Annotated in this window: 19 protein-coding genes; 14 read left to right on the top strand and 5 right to left on the bottom strand. The window is 74.4% G+C overall.

The genetic code is table 11. The features are described from left to right. Positions 1 to 35 precede the first annotated feature (35 nt). Positions 36 to 938 carry a LysR family transcriptional regulator gene (locus tag ACIRBX_RS20040; RefSeq protein ID WP_402298364.1) on the bottom strand — a complete coding sequence of 301 codons (903 nt, stop codon included), beginning with the start codon at positions 936 to 938 and terminating at the stop codon, positions 36 to 38. A gap of 72 nt (positions 939 to 1,010) precedes the next feature. Here ACIRBX_RS20040 and ACIRBX_RS20035 point away from each other — a divergent pair, with 72 nt between their 5' ends. Both ACIRBX_RS20035 and ACIRBX_RS20030 read left to right on the top strand, forming a co-directional pair. Next, on the top strand, positions 1,011 to 1,907 hold the full coding sequence (locus ACIRBX_RS20035; protein WP_402298363.1) for a dihydrodipicolinate synthase family protein: 897 nt from the start codon (positions 1,011 to 1,013) through the stop codon (positions 1,905 to 1,907). Between the two features lie 570 nt (positions 1,908 to 2,477). After that, positions 2,478 to 3,506 (top strand): aspartate-semialdehyde dehydrogenase, encoded by a 1,029-nt coding sequence (locus ACIRBX_RS20030; protein WP_402298362.1) that lies wholly within the window; start codon positions 2,478 to 2,480, stop codon positions 3,504 to 3,506. 31 nt (positions 3,507 to 3,537) lie between these two features. Here ACIRBX_RS20030 and ACIRBX_RS20025 read toward each other — a convergent pair whose 3' ends face one another. Beyond that, the gene (locus ACIRBX_RS20025; protein WP_402298361.1) at positions 3,538 to 4,296 is read right to left on the bottom strand and encodes a hypothetical protein; all 759 of its coding nucleotides are present in this window, start codon (positions 4,294 to 4,296) and stop codon (positions 3,538 to 3,540) included. Between the two features lie 250 nt (positions 4,297 to 4,546). On the opposite strand from ACIRBX_RS20025, the gene ACIRBX_RS20020 reads away from it, so the two are divergent. The 4 genes from ACIRBX_RS20020 (at position 4,547) to ACIRBX_RS20005 (ending at position 8,843) form a co-directional block, all read left to right on the top strand. Continuing rightward, the gene (locus ACIRBX_RS20020; protein ID WP_402298360.1) at positions 4,547 to 5,740 is read left to right on the top strand and encodes an NYN domain-containing protein; all 1,194 of its coding nucleotides are present in this window, start codon (positions 4,547 to 4,549) and stop codon (positions 5,738 to 5,740) included. A 312-nt stretch (positions 5,741 to 6,052) separates the two neighbouring features. After that, the gene (locus ACIRBX_RS20015; protein ID WP_402298431.1) at positions 6,053 to 6,946 is read left to right on the top strand and encodes an ABC transporter ATP-binding protein; all 894 of its coding nucleotides are present in this window, start codon (positions 6,053 to 6,055) and stop codon (positions 6,944 to 6,946) included. Positions 6,947 to 7,049: 103 nt separating this feature from the next. Continuing rightward, complete coding sequence (locus tag ACIRBX_RS20010) at positions 7,050 to 7,865, top strand: ABC transporter permease (RefSeq protein WP_402298359.1); 816 nt, start codon at positions 7,050 to 7,052, stop codon at positions 7,863 to 7,865. 84 nt (positions 7,866 to 7,949) lie between these two features. Continuing rightward, the gene (locus tag ACIRBX_RS20005) at positions 7,950 to 8,843 is read left to right on the top strand and encodes a hypothetical protein (protein ID WP_402298358.1); all 894 of its coding nucleotides are present in this window, start codon (positions 7,950 to 7,952) and stop codon (positions 8,841 to 8,843) included. Positions 8,844 to 9,157: 314 nt separating this feature from the next. On the opposite strand, the gene ybaK is transcribed toward ACIRBX_RS20005, so the two are convergent. The 3 genes from ybaK to ACIRBX_RS19990 all read right to left on the bottom strand — a co-directional run bounded on the left by ybaK (position 9,158) and on the right by ACIRBX_RS19990 (position 12,093). Beyond that, positions 9,158 to 9,652: a Cys-tRNA(Pro) deacylase gene (gene ybaK / locus ACIRBX_RS20000; protein WP_402298357.1), complete on the bottom strand. Its 495-nt coding sequence runs from the start codon at positions 9,650 to 9,652 to the stop codon at positions 9,158 to 9,160. Positions 9,653 to 9,696: 44 nt separating this feature from the next. Next, positions 9,697 to 10,425 (bottom strand): LON peptidase substrate-binding domain-containing protein, encoded by a 729-nt coding sequence (locus ACIRBX_RS19995; RefSeq protein ID WP_402298356.1) that lies wholly within the window; start codon positions 10,423 to 10,425, stop codon positions 9,697 to 9,699. A gap of 66 nt (positions 10,426 to 10,491) precedes the next feature. Next, positions 10,492 to 12,093: an oxidoreductase gene (locus tag ACIRBX_RS19990; protein WP_402298355.1), complete on the bottom strand. Its 1,602-nt coding sequence runs from the start codon at positions 12,091 to 12,093 to the stop codon at positions 10,492 to 10,494. Between the two features lie 95 nt (positions 12,094 to 12,188). Here ACIRBX_RS19990 and hisD point away from each other — a divergent pair, with 95 nt between their 5' ends. From hisD to hisF, 8 genes are read left to right on the top strand one after another with little or no spacing between them, the layout of a single operon-like run. Then, positions 12,189 to 13,496 (top strand): histidinol dehydrogenase, encoded by a 1,308-nt coding sequence (gene hisD / locus ACIRBX_RS19985; protein ID WP_402298354.1) that lies wholly within the window; start codon positions 12,189 to 12,191, stop codon positions 13,494 to 13,496. Then, a complete protein-coding gene (locus tag ACIRBX_RS19980; protein WP_402298353.1) occupies positions 13,493 to 14,644 on the top strand; it encodes a histidinol-phosphate transaminase in 1,152 nt (383 codons plus the stop codon). The genes hisD and ACIRBX_RS19980 overlap by 4 nt, the downstream gene beginning before the upstream one ends. Before the next feature lie 5 nt (positions 14,645 to 14,649). Further along, on the top strand, positions 14,650 to 15,243 hold the full coding sequence (gene hisB / locus ACIRBX_RS19975) for an imidazoleglycerol-phosphate dehydratase HisB (RefSeq protein WP_402298352.1): 594 nt from the start codon (positions 14,650 to 14,652) through the stop codon (positions 15,241 to 15,243). Next, positions 15,240 to 15,389 carry a hypothetical protein gene (locus ACIRBX_RS19970; RefSeq protein ID WP_396292211.1) on the top strand — a complete coding sequence of 50 codons (150 nt, stop codon included), beginning with the start codon at positions 15,240 to 15,242 and terminating at the stop codon, positions 15,387 to 15,389. Before hisB ends, ACIRBX_RS19970 begins: the two co-directional genes overlap by 4 nt. Positions 15,390 to 15,434: 45 nt before the next feature. Beyond that, positions 15,435 to 16,070, top strand: a complete 636-nt coding sequence (hisH, locus tag ACIRBX_RS19965) for an imidazole glycerol phosphate synthase subunit HisH (RefSeq protein WP_402298351.1) — start codon at positions 15,435 to 15,437, stop codon at positions 16,068 to 16,070. Between the two features lie 32 nt (positions 16,071 to 16,102). After that, the gene (priA, locus tag ACIRBX_RS19960; RefSeq protein WP_402298350.1) at positions 16,103 to 16,825 is read left to right on the top strand and encodes a bifunctional 1-(5-phosphoribosyl)-5-((5-phosphoribosylamino)methylideneamino)imidazole-4-carboxamide isomerase/phosphoribosylanthranilate isomerase PriA; all 723 of its coding nucleotides are present in this window, start codon (positions 16,103 to 16,105) and stop codon (positions 16,823 to 16,825) included. Beyond that, positions 16,822 to 17,253: a RidA family protein gene (locus ACIRBX_RS19955; protein ID WP_402298349.1), complete on the top strand. Its 432-nt coding sequence runs from the start codon at positions 16,822 to 16,824 to the stop codon at positions 17,251 to 17,253. The genes priA and ACIRBX_RS19955 overlap by 4 nt, the downstream gene beginning before the upstream one ends. Continuing rightward, entirely contained in the window at positions 17,250 to 18,020 is a 771-nt protein-coding gene (gene hisF, locus ACIRBX_RS19950) for an imidazole glycerol phosphate synthase subunit HisF (protein ID WP_402298348.1), read from the top strand. The genes ACIRBX_RS19955 and hisF overlap by 4 nt, the downstream gene beginning before the upstream one ends. The last annotated feature ends 96 nt before the right edge of the window (positions 18,021 to 18,116 follow it).

Genomic DNA, 18,116 nt, shown 5'->3' with positions numbered 1-18,116 from the left:
GACCCCACCCTAGCGCGGTCGGCCGACTGCCGAAGTCACCCGCGCGGGTCCGTCACGGAGCGTCCCCGGAGGTCCTCCGGGAGTGCCTCGCGGACCGCCGAGGTGAAGGCCGCGACGGCCGGATGGCGGCCCGCGCCGGCCCGGAAGGCGGTCCGGGTGCGGCGGGCCAGCGGCAGCCTGGTGAGGTGCACGCCGGGGGGTGCGGGGGTGGTGCCGAGGTGCGGGACGAGCGCCACGCCCTGGCCCACCGCGACCAGCGCGAGCACGGTGGCGAAGTCGTCGATCTGATGCGCGATCAGCGGCGTGAAGCCGGACGCCTGGCAGGCCCGGACCACCATGGCGTGGCAGAGCGTGCCGTGCGGGGAGACGATCCAGTGGCTGTCCCGGTGGTCCGCCACCGCCCCCGGCGCGGGCGCGGCCAGGTACATCGGCTCGGTGAACAGCGGCTCGGCTGCCAGCCCCGGCTCCGGATCGGCCGGCACGAAGTCGTACTCGTGCACCAGCGCCACGTCCAGCTCCCCGGCCCGGACCATCGCCGCGACCAGCGCCGGATCCACCTCGGTCACCATCGGGGACAGCCCCGGGTGCTCGCGGGCCAGTGCGGCCAGCGCACCCGGGATGATCGCCCGGGCCGCCGAGGGGTAGGTGCCGATCCGCAGCGGGCCCGCCAACCCCCGCCGGGCGTCGGCCAGTTCGGCGCTGGCCTGCTCCAGCCGCTCCAGCACCGCCTCGGCGTGCAGCACCAGGTTCCGCCCCGCCGGGGTGAGCGCCACCCGCCGGCCGGTGCGCTCCAGCAGTGGCACGCCCGCCTCCCGCTCCAGCACCGAGAGCTGCTGGGACACCGCCGAGGCGCTGAACGCCAGCGACTCCGCGACGGCGGCGATGGTGCCCCGGTGGGCGAGTTCACGGAGCAGCCTCAGGCGGCGGACGTCGAGCACAGGCTGAGCTTACGCAAAGCCTCGGAAATCATCGCTGGACCTGACGAAGGGTCGGGGGCGAGGCTCGGTGGCATGGAACACGACGGCCTGGCCCTGCACGGCATCCACGTACCGCTGATCACCCCCTTCGAGGCCGACGGCAGCCTCGCCCGGGACGCCCTCGACGGCCTGGCCCGCCAGGCGCTGGCCGACGGCGCGGCCGGGCTGGTCGCGCTCGGCACCACCGCCGAGGTGGCCACCCTGGACGAGGAGGAGAAGCAGACCGTGATCGAGGTCTGCGCCAAGGCCGCCCGGGACCACGGGGCGGTGCTCACCGTCGGGGCCGGCGGCAACGACACCCGCCGCACGGCCGCCGCGCTCGGCGAGCTGGCCGGGGTGGCGGACGCGGCGCTGGTCACCGTCCCGGCCTTCACCCGGCCCGGTGCGGCCGGGGCGCTGGCGCACTTCGAGGCGCTGGCGGCCACCAGCCCGGTGCCGCTGGTCGTCTACCACATCCCCTACCGCACCGGGCAGGCGCTGGACGCCGAGGGACTGCGCCGGATCGGCGCGCTGGCCGGCGTGGCCGGGGTGAAGTACGCCGCGGGCGGCATCGACGGCGACACCGTGGCGCTGCTCGCCGACCTGCCGCCCGGCTTCGCGGTGCTGGCCGGCGACGACCCGTTCCTGCTGCCCCTGCTGGCGATGGGCGCCACCGGCGGCATCCTGGCCTCGGCCCACCTGGCCACGGCGAGCTTCGTCGAGCTGGACGCGCACTTCACCGGCCCGGAGCGGAGCGGTGAGCGGGAGCTCGGCGCCCGGCTGGCCCGGCTGTCGGCGGCCTGCTTCGCCGAGCCCAACCCGACGGTGATCAAGGGCGTGCTGCACGCCCAGGGCCGGATCCCCACCCCGGACGTCCGGCTCCCGCTGCTGCCGGCCGGGCCGGAGTCGGTGGCCGCCGCACTGGCCGCGCTGGCGGCGGTCACGGCCTGACGGGTCGTCGGCCGTCCGGCCGCCCCGCCGGTTCTCGTCCAGCGGAGCCCTCCCGCGGCCGGTCTCCGGTCCTGCCGCCGGAGGCGGGGTATCGGTCGGCGGCTGCGGCGCGGCCCACGGGTCGGCGAGCGGCCGACCAACGCGCCGCGACGGCGAAGCACCGTACGCGGTACGTCAGCGCCCGGCCTTCCACCCTTGGCCTCTGCACGGAGGGCCTGACGGGTCGTCGCCCGCCCTCGCCGGGTCACGCTCCGGCGGGCGGCCGGACCGCCGGGGCCCGTCCGTTCGTCCGGATGCCACGGCCTCGCCCCGGTCGGTGAGCCGGGCGGGGCCTGACGGGCCGTGACCTGATGAGGTATCCGGGATTCGGTCGGGCGGATTCTTGCAGCGCCACCGGCCGGGTACCGGCGATTCGGGTGCGCCCGCCCACCGGGGCCGGTGGATTTCCGCTCCGGCGGCCCCGGCGGGCGCCCACCCAGTGAAATGCCGTCCCACCCCACCCGTCCGACCAGGCATGATGGGCGGAGTGTGCGGACTTCTGATCGAGCACAACACAGGAGGAGAATCCCGATGAGGATCGGCATCGTTGGCGCCACCGGCCAGGTCGGTGGAGTCGTTCGCGGCATTCTGGCGGAGCGGAAGTTCCCGGTGACGGAGCTGCGGCTGTTCGCCTCGGCCCGTTCGGCCGGCAAGACGCTGCCGTGGCAGGACGGCGAGGTCACCGTCGAGGACGCCGAGACCGCCGACTACTCCGGCCTGGACATCGTGATCTTCTCCGCCGGTGGCTCGACCTCCAAGGCGCTGGCCCCCAAGGTGGCCGCCGCCGGAGCCGTCGTGATCGACAACTCCTCGGCCTGGCGCCGGGACCCCGAGGTCCCGCTGGTGGTCTCCGAGGTCAACCCGGACGCCATCGCGAACCGCCCCAAGGGCATCATCGCCAACCCGAACTGCACCACCATGGCCGCCATGCCGGTGCTCCGCCCGCTGCACGACGAGGCCGGTCTGACCGCCCTGGTCGCCACCACCTACCAGGCCGTCTCCGGCTCCGGTCTGGCCGGCGTCGCCGAGCTGCACCGCCAGGCGTGCGAGATCGCCGAGCAGGCCGACCAGCTGGCCTTCGACGGCGAGGCCGTGCAGGCCAGCAACCCGGGCGTCTACCAGCGCCCGATCGCCTTCAACGTGGTGCCGCTCGCGGGCAACCTGGTGGACGACGGCTCCTTCGAGACCGACGAGGAGCAGAAGCTCCGCCACGAGTCCCGCAAGATCCTCGGCATCCCGGAGCTCAAGGTCTCCGGCACCTGCGTGCGCGTCCCGGTCTTCTCCGGCCACTCGCTCCAGGTGAACGCCCGCTTCGCCGCCCCGATCAGCGTGGAGCGCGCGTACGAGCTGCTCGCCGACGCCCCGGGCGTCGAGCTCTCGGAGATCCCCACCCCGCTCCAGGCGGCCGGCAAGGACCCGTCCTACGTGGGCCGGATCCGGGTGGACGAGACGGTGGAGAACGGCCTCGCGCTGTTCCTCTCCAACGACAACCTGCGCAAGGGCGCGGCGCTGAACGCGGTGCAGATCGCCGAGCTGGTCGCCGCCGAGCTCCAGGGCTGACCGTCCGTCAGCTCCCCGCCCGTGGTGCCGGTCAGCCGACGGCGACCGGCACCACGGGCGAGAGCGAGTCCCCGACCCACCGGTCGCCGGGGTAGTACCACTGGAAGGCGCCGGACTCGGCCGCCGGGACGGTGGCCGCGACCGAGCCGTCCGGCCGGGCGTAGGACTCCGCCACCGTGACCCAGGTACGGCTCCAGTCCGCGCGGAACTGCAGGAAGGCCAGCCCGTCCGGGTACGGGTGGTACGCGTGGTCCTCCCAGGACGCCCGCTCCAGCCGGCCGGTGACCTTCAGCTCCCCGCCGAGCGGGGCCGTCCCCGGCACTCCGGCGAGGGTGAGCCGGGTCGCCTGCTTGATCGAGAAGCCCGCCGCCGTCTGGTTCACGTACCGGTCGCCGTCCCGGGCCCGCACCTTGAGGTCCACGAACCAGGTGCCGGCCTCGTCGTCGAAGATCTCCCGCTCCCTCGGACGGACCGTCACCGTGCCCCGGCAGCCGGTCTCCGGGCCCGCCGCCGAGCAGTCCAGCGGGCTGACCCCGAGCACTCCGTAGCGCGGCCCCCACACCCCGATCGGCCCGACCGAGGCGATCCCCGATCCGTCACGGGCCGTCAGCTCCAGCGGCACCACGGCCCCGTCGGAGGGTCCGAGCACGAGCGGGCGGCCCTCGTTGACGCTGATCGAGGTCACCGTGGTGTCGCCGCGCGAGCCGACCGTCCCGACCTTCGGGGCCAGCAGCACGGCGCCTGCGGCGAGGGCGGTCACGAGGTACAGCCCGATCCGGGTCTTGCGCATGATCGTTCCAGTATGACCGGCACCGGCCCGGTCGCCGGTGAGGCGGCCGGTGTGGCGGTCGGTGTGGTGGCCGATGTGGTGGCCGGCGGGCCGGCCGGTGCGGCGCCCGCCGGGGCGGAACGGTTCGCCACGCGATCGGAGGGTAGAGAGTGCCCACCGGCGGTGCGCGTCCGACCGCCGGTTCGCCGCCGGAGCGGACCCCCACAGCATCCACCGCGCCCGGCGGCCTTCCGGAGGGAAGTGGTGTGGAGTGGACCGCTGCGTCGTCCTGGTGGACGCCGGGTACCTGCTGGGTGCCACGGCGAACCTGCTGACCGGTGAGCCGAGCCGGGCCCGGCTGACGGTCGATCACGCCGCGCTGGCCACCGCGCTGGCCGAACGGGCCGAGGCCGAGACCGGCCTGCCGCTGCTGCGGATCTACTGGTTCGACGCCGCCCCGGACCGCCGCTCGCTGCCCGAGCACCGACGGCTGCGCAGCCTGCCCCGGGTCACCGTCCGGCTCGGCGCGCTGACCAGGGCCGAGGGGCGCTGGGTGCAGAAGGGCGTGGACGCCGCCATGCACGCCGAGCTGACCGAGCTGGCCCACAACCGGGCCTGTGCCGACCTGGTGCTGCTCAGCGGGGACGGCGACCTGCTGCCCGGCATGGTCTGCGCCAAGGAGCACGGCGTGGTGGTGCACCTGTGGGCGGTGCAGCCGGTGGACCACGACTTCAACCAGTCCGAGGACCTGGTCGCCGAGGCCGACGAACGCCGGGTGCTGGACCGGGCCTTCGTCGAGCGCTGGGCCCAGCCGCGCGAGCTCGCCGCCTCGGTCACCCTGCCGCTCCCCACCGCCCGGCCGTCCGCCGCCACCCCGGGGACCGCCGCCGCCTCCGCTCCTGACCCCGCGTCACCCGCCGGGCCCACCGGGCCCGCCGAGCCCGCCGCCGCACTGCCCGCTCCGGCCGGGCTGCGGGTCGTCCCGACCCCGCGCGACCTGGCCGGGCGCCCGGCCCCCGGCGTGCCGCCCGCCCTGGTGCTCCGCTGGTCCTCCGACCGGGTCGCCCCCGTCCCCGCCGGCCCGCCCACCCTGGCCGAACTCACCGGCCCCGAGCAGCGCTGGGCCGACCGCGAGGAGGACTCCACCCGGGCCCCCGCCGACGCCCGGCAGGTCGGCCACCGCTTCGCCGGCCGCTGGCTCGCCCGGCTCCGCCCCGACACCCCGCTCACCCGCCTGTGGTCCGACCACCCGCGCATCCCGCACCGCCTGGACGCCGAGCTGCTCCGCTACGCCGCCCGGTTCGGCTTGCTGGCCGCCCACGACGACCAGATCGACGAGGAGCACCGCTACGCCATCCGGGCCGGTTTCTGGGACGCCTTCGCCGAGACCGTCCCCCGCCCCACCCAGCCCCCGGCCCCGGCGGAGCCGGTACCGGGCCCGGGCCTGGCCGTCGCGCGGGAGTGACGCCCGGTCAGCCGCCCTCCGCCGGGGCGCTCCGGGACCCGGTGTGACCTGCCGGGACCGCTCCTCGGCAGGCCGGTGCCGGCGGTCGGGGAGGCGGGCGGCGGGGGCAGCTCAGCCGACCCGGCGGTGTCGTATCGGCCCCCTTGTCCGGTTGGTCCGGGGCAGCGCGTAGAGTCTTCGTCCGTGAGCGACACCGACCGGCGGGCACCACGGCCCACGCCGCAAGGCGCACTCGGCGGTCCCGGCCAGTCGGCCGGGCAGTGCTGCACCGTACGAGACCTTGCCAAGAGCTACCGCAGCAAGGCGGGCGAGATCCGGGCCAACGACGGGATCTCGTTGGACGTCCGGCGCGGCGAGGTGTTCGGGCTGCTCGGCCCGAACGGGGCCGGCAAGTCCACCCTCGTCCGCCAGCTCACCGGGCTGCTCCGGCCGGACCGGGGCTCGATCGAGATCCTCGGCCACGACATCGTCCGCCACCCCGACCGGGCCGCCCGGCTGCTCGGGTACCTGGGCCAGGAGTCCACGGCGCTGGACGAGCTGACGGTGGCACTGGCCGCCGAGACCACCGGACGGCTGCGCGGCCTGAGCCGGGCCGAGGCCCGGAGCGAGGGTGCCGGGGTGCTGGCCGAGCTCGGGCTGGAGGCGATCGCCGGCCGTCCGCTGGCCAAGCTGTCGGGGGGTCAGCGGAGGCTGGCCTGCTTCGCCGCCGCGCTGGTGGGGGAGCGGCCCCTGCTGGTGCTGGACGAACCGACCAGCGGGATGGACCCGGTGGCCCGCCGCGCGGTCTGGGCGGCGCTGGACCGGCGCCGGGCCGAGCGCGGCACCACGGTGCTGCTGGTGACCCACAACGTGATCGAGGCGGAGACCGTGCTCGACCGGGTCGCCGTGGTGGACGAGGGCCGGATCATCGCCTGCGACACCCCCGGCGGGCTCAAGGCGCTGGTGGACGGCGACGTCCGGCTGGACCTGGTCTGGCGCACCGAGGCCCCGATGGAGGTGCCCGCCGTCGCCGAGCTGGCCGCCCGGGCCGTCCGCACCGGCCGCCGCTGGACCGTCCGCACCGGCCCCGACGAGGCGCGCGAGCTGATGGCGGCCGTCACCACCGGCCCCGCCTTCGCCGCCCTGGACGACTTCACCCTGGCCACTCCGAGCCTGGAGGACGCCTACCTCAAGCTCGGCGGCCGGCACCAGGGGCTGGCCCGGTGAGCGCCCGCCGCCGCCCGGGCGCCGCCGACCTGACGACCCGTGAGCCCCGCCAGCGTGACCACCGTCACCGCCACCGCCCCGACCGCCCCGGAGGACAGCCCCGGTGACCGTGCTCGACGTACCCCTGACGACGGTGGCGGCCAAGCCCGCCGAGGCCGAGGCGCCGCTGGCCCCGGCCGCCCGGCTGCTGCCCTCGCTGGCCGCGGTCTACCGGGCGCAGCTGGCCCGGGCCAAGGTGGCCCGGATCCCGCTGCTGTTCGTGGCCACCTTCCAGTCGCTGGGCATCCTGCTGATGATGCGCGGGGTGGTCGGGCCGGAGGAGGTCGAGTCGGCCCGTTCGGTGGTGGCCGGCTCCAGCGTGCTGGTGGTCGCCTTCGTGGCGCTCAACCTGCTGGCCCAGTACTTCGGCAGGCTGCGGGCCACCGGCGGCCTGGACCACTACGCCACCCTGCCGGTCCGGCCGGCCGCCGTGGTGCTCGGGGCCGCCGCCGCGTACGCCTCGTTCACGGTGCCGGGCGCGCTGGTCACGGCGGGCGTCGGGGCCTGGATGTTCTCGCTGCCGATGGCGCACCTCTGGGTGCTGCTCGCGGTGATCCCGCCGGCCGGTGCGGCGCTGGCCGGGCTCGGCGCGGCCTGCGGCCTGCTGGCGCCCCGTCAGGAGCTGGCCACCCTGCTCGGCCAGCTCGGCATGTCGGCGGCGCTGCTGCTCGGCGTCCTCCCGGTGGACCAACTGCCCGGACCGGTGCTGCTGCTGCGCGACCTGCTGCCCTCCACCTACGGCGTCGAGGCGTTCGCCCGCAGCTTCGCGGCCGAGCCGGACTGGGCCGCCGTGCTCCGCGACCTGACGGTGTGCGGCGCGGTGGGCCTGGTTTCGCTGGCCGTCGCCACCTGGGCCTACCGGCGGGCCGCCACCCGCTGACGGGCCGTCGGGGGCGGCCGAGCGTGGCCGACCGACCGCCGGGTTGGTCGTCCGTTCGCCGCTGTGACATGAAACGATGGCCGGGTGACCGTACCGAACACCCCTGCGGATTCCGCCCCCGAGCCGCCGATCCAGCCGTACCCCGCCCAGCCCGACCCGTACTCGGCCCCGGCCGCCCCCGCGCGGGAGCGGCGCCCGATCGGGCCGGAGCTGAAGATCGGTGCGGTGACCACGGCGGCCGGTCTGGTGCTCGGCGCGGTGGTGGGAGCGCTCTGGCTCTGGCTGGCGCCCCGGGTGATGCTGGTGGCCGGCAGCGACGCGATCCGCTACGTCGATCCCGAGGGCGAGCAGCGGGCCGGTGCCGACGGCACCTTCGCCCTGCTGGGCCTCGGCGCGGGCGCGCTCTGCGCCCTGGTCGCCTTCGTGCTGACGCGCCGTCGGGGCGGCGGCATCGCGGTCGCCACCGGCCTGGCGGTCGGCGGCCTCGGCGGTTCGCTGGTCGCCTGGCAGCTCGGCACCCGGCTCGGCCCCTCGACGGACGTGGTCGCCAACGCCAAGAAGGCCGGGCAGGGCGTGGACTTCAGCGCCGCCCTGGAGCTCGGCGCGCACGGCGCCCTGCTGGTCTGGCCGATGGCCGCGATGGTCGTCCTGCTCGCCCTCTCCGCCGCCTTCGGCAAGCGCGAGCCCGACCCGTCCCCGTACTGGGCCGGCCAGGGCTGGCCCGGCCCGAACTGGCCGCTGCCCGGAGCCGGGCAGGGCGCTCCGCAGCCGCAGTGGGGCCAGCCGCAGCCGTACCCGCAGGACCCCGGCGCCCAGCCCGGGGCCCAGCCCCAGCCGTACCCGCAGCCGTACCCGCAGGGCGCTCCGCCGTCGCAGCCCGGTGGTCAGCCGCCCGCCGACCCGTGGGCCGCGCCGCAGCCGTCGACCCCGCCGACGGATACCCCGCCTCCGGCGGCAGGTCCGGAGGCCGGCCGCTGACGTACCGCGTACGGCGCTTCGCCGTCGCAGCGCGCTGACCGGCACTCGCCTGACGTACCCTCAGCGGCCCGGGCCGTCGACCGCGTCGCCGAGAGCGGCCTGCGTCGCAGCGGCCGACCCCGCCGACGGACACCCCGCCTCCGGCGGCAGGACCGGAGGCTGGCCGCTGACGTATGGCGCTTCGCCGTCGCGGCGCGTTGGTCGGCCGGGCTGACCGGCACTCGGCTGACGCACCCTCAGCGGTTCGGGTCGTCGACCGCGTCGCCGAGAGCGGCCCGCGCCGACCGTGGCTCCGCCGTCCGCGCAGGACGGGCTCAGCGGCCGATCCGGGCGACCTCGGCGCGGGTCAGGGCGACCAGGTCGGCCGGGGCCAGTTCGACCTCCAGGCCGCGGCGGCCGCCCGAGACGTAGACCGTCGGGTGCTCCAGGGCGCTGGCGTCCACCACCGTGGGCAGCGCCTTGCGCTGGCCGAGCGGGGAGATCCCGCCCAGGACGTAGCCGCTGCTCCGCTCGGCCGCCGCCGGGTCGGCCATCGCCGCCCGCTTGCCGCCGACCGCTCCGGCCAGTGCCTTGAGGTCGAGCTGACCGGAGACCGGCACCACCCCGACCGTCAGCTTCCCGTCCACCTCGGCCACCAGGGTCTTGAACACCCGCCCGGCCGCGATGCCCAGCAGCTCCGCCGCCTCCCCGCCGTACGAGGCCGCCGCCGGATCGTGCTGGTACGCGTGCACGGTGAAGGCCACCCCCGCCGCCTCCAGCGCCACCGTCGCCGGAGTGCCGCCACCACCGCTCTGCTTCTTCTTGGCCACAGCCCGCCCTTCCGTTCCGTTCTGTTCCGCGCGCTGCTTCCGCGTCAGTTCGGGCTGAAGCTCTGCCGGGTCAGGTCCACCCCGGGCACCGAGGGCAGCCAGGACAGCACCGCCGTCTCGTGCCGCAGCAGCTGGAGCTCCTTGGTCAGCCGCTCCTCGGTGTCCGGGCAGGCCAGCAGCTCCTGCTTCACCGGGGTCGGCAGCACGGCCGCCGCCGCCACCAGGTAGGAGAGCACCTGCGGATCGTTCGGCAGCTCGGACTGCCCGGTCAGGCTGACCTCCTTCGCGCCCGCCAGCTTCTGCTGGTACGCGCGGAAGGCCCGCTCCACTCCGGAGGCCAGCGCCCCGGCGCCGTCGCCCGTCCTCTCCTCGATCGGCTCGATCTCGCCGACCAGGTAAGGGCCCGTCACATCCACCGAGCGCAGCCGGAACCGCGTGGTGCCGGTCACCAGCAGCTCGTACTGCCCGTCCGGCTGCTCCTGCACCGAGGCCACGTCGGCCACGCACCCGATGTGGTGCAGCGCCTCCAGCGGATCCCCGGTCACCGTCCCCAGCCCGTCCAGCGGCCCGGCCGGCCCGTCGGCCTCGCGGACCGGCGCGACCTCGCGCCCGTCCTTGATCGCCAGCACCCCGAACCGCCGCGGTTCCTCCTCGGGCCGCGCCACCAGATCGGCCACCAGCCGCCGGTACCGCTCCTCGAAGACGTGCAGCGGCAGCACCAACCCGGGGTACAGCACCGTGTTGAGCGGGAAGATCGGCAGGCGTTCGGTCACGGCGCACAGCGTAGTTCAGCCGCGCCCGCCGCCGTCCCGATTACCCGTCAGGGGCCGGACGCACCGTCAGCCGCGCTGGAGCATCCGGGTCGCGCCGGCCACCACGGTGGTGGCCAGCACCCAGCCGGAGAGCACCAGCGCGGCGGCGACGAACTGGCCGGTGCGGTCCGGGTTCCAGGTGTCCGGGGCGAGGTTGATGAGCGGGATCACCTTGGAGAGGGAGTAGAGGTACGGATTCCAGGTGGCGCGCTCGTCGGCTTTGAGCGGGGCCGGCTCGTGGGTGGCGAACCAGACGGCGCCGACCGCCCAGGCGAGGGCGAGCCAGAGGGCGGCGCGGCCGGGGCGGTAGCCGTAGCCGACGGTGGCGTCCTGGAGGCGGCCCCAGAGGCGGCTGAGGAAGGGCAGGGTGGAGCGGCGGCGGCGGTGCTTGGCGTAGAGCACCTCGCGGGCGTCCTCGTCGCGCCCGTCGCGCCGCAGTGCTGCCGCGAGCTGCTCGTAGGGCTCGGGCTGGTACTCGCCGAGGGCGCCCTCCAGCCAGGCGATCCGCTGCTCGACGCTGAACGGCCGGTCGGGGCGCAGGGATTCGTAGGTGAAGCCGTTCAGGCCGACGTGGCCGTCCAGCGGCCAGCTGGCGGGGTTGTCGACCAGATTGCCGATCCGGGCCCGGGAGAGCGAGACCTTGCCGGTGGGCGGGGTGTGGCAGGTGAAGCGGAGTTCGGGGGTCTGGACCCGGCGGAGCGAGAGCTCCTCGCCCTCCGCCAGGTGGAACTCGGCGTGGGTGATCAGCAGCGCGTTCTCGAACCGGCCGTCCACCAGCCGGACCCCGCCGAAGCAGCGCAGCGGGGTCGAGGGGGAGTCGAGCGGGACGGGGGCGCCGTAGCCGTCGCCGTAGATGGCCTGGGAGTCGACCCAGCCGCCGTCCAGCGAGCCGCCGAGGTACATGGTGTTGCCGACCGAGACGTGGGCCAGGTTGAGGCAGTAGCGGCCGGGGGTGGCGCGGATCTGCGCGCCCCGGAAGGAGAGCCGGCCGCCGACCCGGGCGGTGCGCATGGAGACCTCGCCGTGCACGAAGGCCCGCTCCACCTCGCAGTCCTGCTGGACGGAGAGCCCGTCGGCGGCCAGCGCCCGGCCGAACCGGTCGTCCCCGATGACGGTCTGATTGAGCAGCAGGTCGGTGCCGATCTTGGCGTCGGTGAGCCGGATGCCCTGCGGGAAGATGCTGCGGGCGAGGTGCAGGTCGCCCTCGGTGGCCAGCCGGGAGCCCTCCAGCCGGGGTATCAGGCAGCGGATCAGACGGAGTGTGCTCGCCTGTGCCTCGGAGATCAGCACCTTCTTCTCGAAGCGGCAGTCGCGCAGCTCGACGTAGTGGTCGATCCGGCCGCCGGCCAGCTGCAGCGCGCCGGTGACGTAGGCGCCGCTGAGCTTGATCGAGGCGACCCGGCCGGAGGCGGCGGGCGGGCCGTCCAGCAGCAGGGTGGCCAGCACCTCGGCCCGGACGTGCCGGTTCGGGGGCCACTCGTGCGGGCCGGTCACCTCGTCCACGCCGTCGTCCCGCCAGGTGCGGAGGTCGTAGAGCTCGCCGCGCCGGAAGGCCTCCCAGAGCCCCCGCTCCACGGCCGTCCAGTCGTCCGGCGGTCGCTGCGCCGCCGTCTCCACCGAAGTCCCCACCGCGGCCTCCCCCGTGATCTTGAAGTGTCTCGCCCTTCGTATCACGGACTGAAATGAGAGACCTCGGGTTCCGGCCACTCCCTACACTGGGTCACGTGATCTCTCGAATCGACCTGCGCGGCTCCACTGCCGACCCGCGCACCGTGCTGCCCCGTGCCGAGTTCGACGTGGAAGCCGCCCTGGAGAAGGTGCGGCCGATCGCGGAGGACGTACGCCATCGCGGGGTCACGGCGCTGATCGAGCTCACGGAGCGTTTCGACGGGGTCCGGCTGGAGTCCACCCGGGTGCCCGCCGAGCAGCTGGCCGAGGCGCTGGAGACGCTGGACCCGAAGGTCCGCGCCGCGCTGGAGGAGTCGATCCGCCGCGCCCGCATCGTCCACTCCGACCAGCGCCGCGAGGGGCACACCACCCAGGTGGTGCCCGGCGGCACCGTCACGCACCGCTGGATCCCGGTCGACCGGGTCGGCATGTACGTCCCCGGCGGGCTGGCCGTCTACCCGTCCTCCGTGGTGATGAGCGTGGTGCCCGCGCAGGAGGCCGGCGTGCAGGGCATCGCCGTCACCTCGCCGCCGCAGAAGGCGTTCGGCGGCCGGGTCCACCCGACCATCCTGGCGGCGTGTCAGCTGCTCGGCGTCACCGAGGTGTACGCGGTCGGCGGTGCGCAGGCGGTGGCGATGTTCGCGCTGGGCACCGAGGAGTGCGAGCCGGTCAACGTGGTGACCGGGCCGGGCAACATCTACGTGGCCGCCGCGAAGCGCTACTTCGCCGGGAAGATCGGCATCGACTCCGAGGCCGGTCCGACCGAGATCATGGTGCTCGCGGACGACACGGCGGACGCCGCCGAGGTGGCCGCCGACCTGATCAGCCAGGCCGAGCACGGCCCGACCTCGGGATCGGTACTGGTCACCGACTCGCCCGAGCTGGCCGAGGCGGTCGAGGCCGAGCTGAAGACCCAGGTGGCGCGGACCAAGCACTCCGAGCGGGTGGCCGAGGCGCTGGGCGGCCCGCAGTCCGGCATCATCCTGACCGACTCGCTGGAGCAGGGCGTCGCGGTGGCGAACGCCTACGCCTCCGAGCACCTGGAGATCCAGACCGCCGACCCGCACGCCGTCGCGGCGCGGATCCGCAACGCGGGCGCGATCTTCCTCGGCCGGTACACCCCGGTCTCGCTCGGCGACTACGCGGCCGGCTCCAACCACGTGCTGCCGACCGGGGGTTGTGCCTGCCACAGCTCCGGCCTGTCGGTGCAGACCTTCCTGCGCGGCGTGCAGGTCGTCGAGTACGACCGCGACGCGCTGGCCGGCATCGCCGCGCACGTGGTCAACCTCTCCACCGCCGAGGACCTCCCGGGGCACGGCGACGCGGTCAAGGCTCGATTCGACTGGACGGTACCGGACGCGTGACGAACATCGACGACCTCCCGATCCGGGACGAGCTGCGCGGCCAGTCGCCGTACGGCGCACCGCAGTTGGACGTGCCCGTCCAGCTGAACACCAACGAGAACCCGTACCAGCTGCCCGAGCCGCTGGTGGCCCGGATCGCCGAGCGGGTGGCCGAGGCGGCCCGCAACCTCAACCGCTACCCGGACCGGGACGCGGTCGAGCTGCGCACCGGCCTGGCCGGGTACCTGAGCCGGACGGCCGGCCACCGGGTGACGAAGGAGCAGGTCTGGGCCGCCAACGGCTCCAACGAGGTGCTCCAGCAGCTCCTCCAGACCTTCGGCGGCCCCGGCCGCAGCGCGCTCGGCTTCGAGCCCTCGTACTCGATGCACGCGCTCATCTCCCGTGGCACCGGCACCCGTTGGATCTCCGGGCCGCGGAACGAGGACTTCACCATCGACCTCGAAGCGGCGAAGGCGGCGATCGCCGAGCAGCAGCCGAACGTGGTCTTCGTCTGCTCGCCGAACAACCCGACCGGCACCGCCGTCGCGGCCGACACCGTGCTCGCGCTCTACGAGGCCGCCCAGGCCGCCGGTCCGAGCCTGGTGATCGTGGACGAGGCGTACGTCGAGTTCTCGCACCGCGCCTCGCTGCTGCCGATGATCGAGGGCCGGCCGAATCTGGTGATCACCCGCACCATGTCCAAGGCCTTCGGCGCGGCCGGGCTGCGGCTCGGCTACCTGGCGGCCGACCCGGCGGTGGTGGACGCGGTGCAGCTGGTCCGGCTGCCGTACCACCTGAGCGCCGTCACCCAGGCCACCGCGCTGGCCTGCCTGGAGCACACCGACACGCTGCTCGGCTACGTCGAGCGGCTGAAGGCCGAGCGGGACCGGCTGGTCACCGCGCTGCGCGGGCTGGACCTGGAGGTCACCGACTCCGACGCCAACTTCATCCAGTTCGGCCGCTTCGCCGACACCCACGCGGTGTGGCAGGCGATCCTCGACCAAGGCGTGCTGGTCCGCGACAACGGTGTCCCGGGTTGGTTGCGCGTCACGGCCGGCACCCCGGCCGAGAACGACGCGTTCCTCGACGCCGTCCGCACTGCCCACCCGTCGCCCACCCCCACCCTTGCCGGAGCGCGCTCCGCGCGCACTGCCTCTCTGGAGCTTTGACCCTCATGTCCCGCACCGGCCGCATCGAGCGCACCACCAAGGAGACCTCCGTCCTGGTCGAGATCGACCTCGACGGCTCCGGCAAGACCGACATCTCCACCGGCGTCGGCTTCTACGACCACATGCTCGACCAGCTCGGCCGCCACGGTCTCTTCGACCTCACCGTGAAGACCGAGGGCGACCTGCACATCGACACCCACCACACCATCGAGGACACCGCCCTCGCGCTCGGCGCCGCCTTCCGGCAGGCGCTCGGCGACAAGGTCGGCATCTACCGCTTCGGCAACTGCACCGTGCCGCTGGACGAGTCGCTCGCCCAGGTCACCGTGGACCTCTCCGGCCGCCCCTACCTGGTGCACACCGAGCCCGAGGGCATGGCGCCGATGATCGGCAGCTACGACACCACGATGACCCGGCACATCCTGGAGTCCTTCGTGGCCCAGGCCGCCATCGCCCTGCACGTGCACGTGCCGTACGGTCGAAACGCCCACCACATCGTGGAATGCCAGTTCAAGGCGCTGGCGCGGGCGCTCCGCTATGCCTCCGAGCGCGACCCGCGCGCGGCGGGCATCCTCCCCTCGACCAAGGGTGCACTGTGACCGCGTCAACCCTGCTGATCATCGTCGGCCTCTTCCTGACCGGCGGCGTCTACTCGTTCTGGAAGCAGAAGCAGTCCAAGGGCGTGATCGCGGTGCTCGCGTTCGGCGCCGCGATGTGCCTCGCCTCCGGCCTGATGCGGCTCTGAGTCGCGAGCCGCAAGCCGCCAGTCGCTAGAGAGAGAACTCCCCTGATGGCAAAGAACGTTGTGGTGCTCGACTACGGCTCGGGCAACCTCCGCTCGGCCCAGCGCGCGATCGAGCGGACCGGCGCGAACGTCACCGTGACCTCCGACTTCCAGACCGCGCTGGACGCCGACGGCCTGCTGGTGCCGGGCGTCGGCGCCTTCGAGGCGTGCATGCGCGGGCTGAAGGCGGTGCGCGGCGAGCAGATCATCGGCCGCCGACTGGCCGGTGGCCGTCCGGTCATGGGCATCTGCGTCGGCATGCAGATCCTGTTCGAGCGTGGCGTCGAGCACGGCGTCGAGACGGCCGGCTGCGACGAGTGGCCCGGCACGGTCGGCCCGCTGGACGCCCCGGTCGTCCCGCACATGGGCTGGAACACGGTGGACGTGCCCGAGGGCAGCCGGATGTTCGCCGGCCTGGACGCCGACACCCGCTTCTACTTCGTGCACTCCTACGGCGTGCGCGAGTGGGAGCTGCGGATCACCAACGAGAACATCCGGGCCCCCAAGGTCAGCTGGACCACCCACGGCCACCCGTTCGTCGCGGCCGTGGAGAACGGCCCGCTCTGGGCCACCCAGTTCCACCCCGAGAAGTCCGGCGACGCGGGTGCCGCGCTGCTGACCAACTGGGTCGACACCTTCTGACGACTCCCTTCCCCCTAAGGAACGTTGCACCGATGAGCCGCCTCGAACTGCTGCCCGCCGTCGACATCCGGGACGGCCTCGCCGTCCGTCTGACCAAGGGCGCGTCCGGCACCGAGAAGTCCTTCGGCGAGCCGCTGGCCGCCGCGCTGGCCTGGCAGGAGGCGGGGGCCGAGTGGCTGCATCTGGTGGACCTGGACGCGGCCTTCGGCACCGGTGACAACCGGGAGATCGTCCGTCAGGTGAGCGGCGCGCTGGACATCAAGGTCGAGCTGTCCGGCGGCATCCGGGACGACGAGACGCTCGCCGCCGCGCTGGCCACCGGCTGCCGCCGGGTCAACCTCGGCACCGCCGTGCTGGAGAAGCCGGAGTGGGTGGCCAAGGCGATCGCCGAGCACGGCGACCGGATCGCGGTCGGCCTGGACGTGATCGGCACCACCCTGCGCGGCCGGGGCTGGACCAGCGAGGGCGGCGACCTGTTCGAGGCGCTGGCCCGCCTGGACGCCGAGGGCTGCGCCCGCTACGTGGTCACCGACGTGGACCGGGACGGCACCCTGACCGGCCCCAACCTGGAGCTGCTGCGCAAGGTCTGCGCCGCCACCGACCGCCCGGTGGTCGCCTCCGGCGGGGTCTCCTCGCTGGAGGACCTGCGGGCCATCGCCGGGCTGACCGGCCTGGGTGTCGAGGGGGCGATCGTGGGCAAGGCACTCTACGAGGGCAAGTTCACCCTCGCCGAGGCGCTGGAGGCGGTTTCATGACGGAGTATCGGCTGAACGGCGGCAAGCTGGCCGGACCGTCCCCCTGGGAGGCGGAGTTCGGCTACTCCCGCGCGGTCGCGGCCGGCGACTACGTGCACGTGGCCGGCACCACCGCCTGGGTGGACGGCGTGATCGCCCACGAGGGCGACCCGTACCGGCAGACCTTGGCCGCCTTCGAGATCGGCCTCAAGGCGCTCGGCGCCTACGGGCTGACCGCCGCCGACGTGATCCGCACCCGGATGTACATCACCCACGTCCGGGACGCCGAGGAGGTGGGCCGCGCGCACGCCGCGCTGTTCGCCGACGCCCGGCCCGCCGCCACCATGGTCGTGGTGGAGGGCCTGATCGACTCCCGGATGATGGTGGAGATCGAGATCGACGCCCACCGCACCGGGCTCGCCAGCACCCTGGAAGGTACGAAGCAGTGACCCTCGCCGTACGAGTCATCCCCTGCCTGGACGTGGACGCCGGCCGGGTGGTGAAGGGCGTCAACTTCCAGAACCTGCGCGACGCTGGTGACCCGGTCGAGCTGGCCAAGCTCTACGACGCCCAGGGCGCCGACGAGTTGACCTTCCTGGACATCACCGCCTCGTCCGGCGACCGGGAGACCACCTACGACGTGGTGCGACGCACCGCCGAGCAGGTCTTCATCCCGCTCACCGTCGGCGGCGGCGTGCGCGCCGTCGAGGACGTCGACAAGCTGCTGCGGGCCGGGGCCGACAAGGTCGGCGTCAACACCGCCGCCATCGCCCGCCCCGAGCTGATCCGGGAGATCGCCGCCCGCTTCGGCCGCCAGGTGCTGGTGCTCTCGGTGGACGCCCGCCGCTGCCCCGAGGGCACCGAGACCGCCTCCGGCTTCGAGGTCACCACCCACGGCGGCCGGCAGGGCACCGGCCTGGACGCGGTCGAGTGGGCCGGCCGGGCCGCCGAGCTGGGCGCGGGCGAGATCCTGCTCAACTCGATGGACGCCGACGGCACCAAGGACGGCTACGACCTGGAGATGATCCGGGCCGTCCGCAAGACCGTCTCCGTCCCGGTGATCGCCTCCGGCGGGGCGGGCAAGCTCGCCGACTTCGCCCCGGCGGTGGACGCCGGCGCGGACGCGGTGCTGGCCGCCAGCGTCTTCCACTTCGGCGACCTGACCATCGGTCAGGTCAAGGACAGCCTGCGGGAGTCGGGCCATCCGGTCCGCTGAACCCGTCGCGTGAGCGGCGCCGCCGACGCCGCTCCGAAGGATCGTGCCTCGCGGGATTCCGATCCGAGGGCGCCGTCCCGGAGGACACCGCCCCGA

Source organism: Kitasatospora sp. NPDC096147, assembly GCF_044763225.1.
In the GTDB taxonomy this organism is placed as follows: domain Bacteria; phylum Actinomycetota; class Actinomycetes; order Streptomycetales; family Streptomycetaceae; genus Kitasatospora.
This window is presented reverse-complemented; position numbering and strand designations above follow the sequence as displayed.